Origin of the sequence: Thermoflexus sp. (assembly GCF_025055495.1) — a bacterium.
Classification (GTDB): Bacteria; Chloroflexota; Anaerolineae; order Thermoflexales; family Thermoflexaceae; genus Thermoflexus.
Window position 1 is genome coordinate 1 of the sequence record NZ_JANWXB010000083.1, and the last position, 4,508, is coordinate 4,508.

Genomic DNA, 4,508 nt, shown 5'->3' on the forward strand with positions numbered 1-4,508 from the left:
ACCTGGGGGTGGTGCTGCCAGCGCCCTTCCAGATGAAGCTCTCCCGCACCGGCCGGGAGCCCGACCTGCTCTTCGTCGCCCGCCCCCACCTGGACCGCCTGCACCCCACCCACCTCGAAAGCCCCGCCGACCTGGTGGTGGAAGTCCTCTCCCCCGAAAGCGCCGCCCGCGACCGCGGGGAGAAATTCTACGAATACCAGGAAGCCGGCATCCCCGAATACTGGCTCATCGACCCCCACCGCCAGTGGGCCGAATTTTATCAGCTCGATGATCAAGGGCGCTTCCAATATATCTCCCCGGACGCGGAAGGGATATATCGCTCAAAGGTGATCCCCGAGTTCTGGATTCGGGTGGATTGGCTCTGGCAGGATCCCCTCCCGCCGGTGGATCGGGTGATGTTGGCGGTGGGGGGCGAGGCCTACGCGCGCCGCTTGATCGAGCGACTCCGGGAGTAGGGATGGCTATCCTCCTAAAGGATGGGGAAAAATCTTTCGGGGGGGCTGGAACCTTCAGCCTCCGACACCATCTCCGAAAATCCCCAACCCAAATCTGACAAAGCCCTGTTGCTTTGTCTATTTTTCATTTGGGGTTTTTAGGGGCGGCACGGGGGGCTTTTGGCCCCCGCACCGCCCCCGAACGATTTTTTCTCCCCCCTCCCCACAGCCCCCTGGGCCGTGGGGAGGGGCCACGGCCTTCCGGACGGGCTTCGATTCCTCCAATCCCCAGTGGAACTGGACAAAGCCCTATATGGATTCCACAATCTCCCGGGAGATCAGATACCGCTCGACCGGCTCGCCACCGGGAAGATGGGTGGCCAGCGTCTGCCAGAGCCAGCGGGCCTCCTCTCGCACAGTCTCCAGCGTATGGGGATCCCCTGCGGCGCGGAGCAATTTCCCCAGCGCGATCCGGGCGGTCAGGGCCGCCGGGCGGAAACCGGCCGCATCGGCCCAGTGACAGGCTTCCTCCAAGATCGAACGAGCTTCTTCCGGTCGTCCCACCCCCCGGGCCCAGCGACCGGCCTCGACGGCGGCGTGCACAAACTCCACCACCAGGCCCCGGCGTCCGGTATAGCTTAGCGCCTGATTCAGCAATGCCCGCGCTTCCTCCCAGTGCCCCCGCAGACGAGCCAGACGAGCCTCTCCGACCAGCCCGACGCTCCGGGCCACCGCATCCACCGCTCGCCCCTGAGCCAGGGCTTCGTCCAGCAGGGCCGTCGCCCGCTCCAGATCCCCTCGGGCCAGAAAGACCATCCCCAGGCCGATTTGGGCGCTCAGTCGGTGAGCCCGCAGGGCCGATCGATCCTTGAGGAGGGTCAGCACGCTCCGGAACTGAGCGTGAGCCTCCTCCAACTGGCGGGCCCGCAGGGCGAGATACCCCTGGAAGATCCGGGCCCAAATCGTGCTCCAGTCCATCTCCGGAACCCGCCGGGCCAGCTGCAGCCCCTTGCTCAGCCAGGACTGCGCTCCGCTGAAATCCCCTCGCAGATCTTGCAAATACGCCATCAGATTGCAGCTCATCACCACGTGAGGCCATTGCGCGGTGGCCTCCGCAATGATCAGGGCCTGATGCAGGCAGGCTTCCGCAGCCTCGGGCATCCCCTGCAGGGTAAGGATCCAGCCATACAGATTCAGTAGCAGCGGTGCCTGCTCCGGCGCCAGGGCTTCCGCCAGATCCATCCAAGGGCGTCCCCACAGGGGCGGGGCTGGCTGGAAGAAGCCCTCCCCCATGAGAGGCGCCTCCAACTCCTCTCCGAAGACCAGCCCCAGGCGATCCAGAAGATCCGCCTCCGCCGGGCTGAGTTCAGTGATAAATCGCATTCGGATCTCCCCGGCCAGCTCCCCCGCTTCCTCCAATCGGCCCAGCATGGCCAGCGTGGTCATGAGCCGGCGCGCGGCATTCAACGCATGGACCTGGTCCCCGTGGGTTTCGGCCCATTCCCGGAATCGGGTATACGTTTCGACGATGCCTTCCCAATCCCCCAGCGCCTCCAGGGCCATCCCCCGCCCCAGGTAGGCCCGGCGGATCCATTCCGCCATTCCCTCTCCGCCGGCAACGACGGCAGCGGACAACGCTTCGTCGTAATGGCGCACCGCCTGACGGAATCCGTAAGCTTGACGGGCGTGATCGCCTGCTTCCACAGCATAGCGCACCATTGCAGGGAGAGCGGAGCGGCCGGCCCGTTGGAAGTGATACGCGATCTCCGCGCTGTATGGACCTGGATACGGCCCATACAGGGCGACGAGGGCTTCGGCCAGGCGCTGATGCTGTCGCCGCCGAACCACAGGGGGGATGGCCTCGTAAATGACGCGACGGACCACATCATGCACGAAGGAAAGGCGTTCTTCTGCATCCTCCTGAAGGAAGTGGCGCTCCATCAGGATGCGGAGATGGGGCTCCGGATCCGGCGGGCCGACCAGCTCCAGCCAGCGAATCGGAAAAGCCCGCCCGATCACGGCAGAGATCTCCAGGATCTCCCGAGCGCCCTCCGGCAGGCGAGCGATGCGATCTGTGATCAGCCCCCGCAGGGAGGAAACGGCCGCCGGTCCCTCCAGATAGCGCTCCAGCGTCTCCCGCCGGATGGGCTCGCCCGTCGTCCGGGCCGCTCGCAGGAGCTCGGCGGTGAAGAGCGCGTTCCCTTCCGTGAGGCTATACAGGCGACGGGCCAGATCTTTCATCGACTCCACCGGCTCCCCGCTCCACCGGGCCAGCCACTGGGCGATGGCCTCTTCCGGCAGGCGCCCGACTCGAATCCAGCGGCCGATCCCCTCTCGGCGTAACGACTCCAGCAGGTGGCTGACTTCCCGCCCCTCTGGCTCTTCCTCTGGCGTGTGCACCAGCAACAGCGCCAGGGGATGACGAGCGGCGCGTCGGGCCAAGCGGCCCACCACCGCCAGGGTGGCCTCGTCAGCCCAGTGCAGATCATCCACAAACATCACCAGGGGATGCTGATCCGCCAGGGCGATAATCAAATTGGAAAAGCCGTCGATCAGACGGTGCCGGTTTTCCTCCGGCGTGGTGTCAGGGGCAGCTGGCAGGTTTGGATAAAGGAGATGCAGCGAAGGGATCAGACGAGCCGCCTGAGCGAGAGCGAAAACCGGTAATCCGGCCCGTCGATCCTCCGGCAACTGGCTCAGCAATCGGCGCAAGCCCTCTGCCAGGCACGAAAAGGGAAGAGCGCGTTCGATGAAGAGACCGCGGACGTAAAGCACATCTGCATCCTGGGCGAACCGGCGGATGGCCTCCACCGCCAGGCGGGTCTTGCCGGCCCCCGGCTCTCCAATCAGGGCGCCTACCCCTCCTTGCCCTCGGAAAAGCCCTATAAAAACCTCCCGCAGCCGCTCCAGCTCCGCCTCTCGCCCCACGAAGATCTCCCCCACCCCACCCTCCGGGATCGGGAGATCCTGCACCGGGCGCAGGGGGGCTGGACGGACCCGTTGAAGCTCCCCTCGAAGGAGCGCTTCGTAGAGGGCCCGGGTGGGAGGAGAAGGTTCCACCCCAAAAGCCTCGATCAACACCTGACGGCAATGCTCATAGGTGCTCAAAGCGCCTGCGATATCCCCGGCCGCGATTTGATAGCGCATTAAAGCCCGATAGGCCGGTTCTCGGAACTCATCCTGGGTGAGCACCCGCCGGCAGAGCGGGATGGCCTTCTCCGGCATCCCGGCGGCGGCCAGCAGCTCCGCCAGATCCAGCGCGGCTTCGATGGATCGCTCCCGGAGCCGCTCCCGCTCCGCCAACGCCCACTCCGCATAGGGGTCCTCGATCAGCAGATCATCCCGATACACCCCCAGCGCTTCCATCAGGCGGGCGCGTCGCTCCTCCGGGGCGACCGCCCGCCCCGCCGCTTCCAAGAGATCTTCAAAGGCCCAGACATCCACCCAGAGAGGAGCATCCCGGGCCACCGCATAACCGGGCGGCTGGGAGAGGATGTATTGCGAAGCGCGAGGCGGACGATCTGGCTCCAGGGCGCGACGCAAGGCATGGACAGTGCTCCGCAGGGTGATCGCCGCCCGCTGGGGATCCGAATGCGGCCAGAGCCAGTCCAGCAGTTGATCCGAAGGCACCGGCTTCCCCCGAGCCAGCAACAGGATCTTGAGGAGCTGTTTGGCCCGACGGGTGAACCATGCGGATTCCGGGATGAGGGATTCCCCTCGCCACACCTCGAAACGGCCGAACATCCGCACGCGCAGCATATCCACCTATCTCCTCCGGGTTGCTGAGCGGACGCCGGAGGCGCCCCGTTCGACCCCTCCGATTCAACTTTATCCTGTTCCGCTTGGCATGGCGAAAGCTACTGCTTGGTCCAGTTATAAACTGGGGATTTGAGGAACCGAAGCCCGTCCGGAAGGCCACGGCCCCTCCCCCCAAATGAAAAATAGACCAAGCACTACATCGGAGTCGTGCCGCTGGCTTCCTGGGGAAGCGTTTTCTCCCCTCTCCCCATGCCGCTTCGTGGCATCGGGAGAAGGGAGGGTAAGAAAAGCCGGGGTGGCGGGTCGGGCGGATTC

At 65.3% G+C, this 4,508-nt stretch carries 2 protein-coding genes; one reads left to right on the forward strand and one right to left on the reverse strand.

Features of this window, described 5'->3' with window-relative positions:
- The coding region (locus NZM16_RS02970) for a Uma2 family endonuclease (protein WP_295478446.1) at nucleotides 1-455 on the forward strand (455 nt) is incomplete at its 5' end.
- Between the two features lie 288 nt (nucleotides 456-743).
- On the opposite strand, the gene NZM16_RS02975 is transcribed toward NZM16_RS02970, so the two are convergent.
- On the reverse strand, nucleotides 744-4,193 hold the full coding sequence (locus NZM16_RS02975) for an AAA family ATPase (RefSeq protein ID WP_295478448.1): 3,450 nt from the start codon (nucleotides 4,191-4,193) through the stop codon (nucleotides 744-746).
- Nucleotides 4,194-4,508 lie beyond the last annotated feature (315 nt).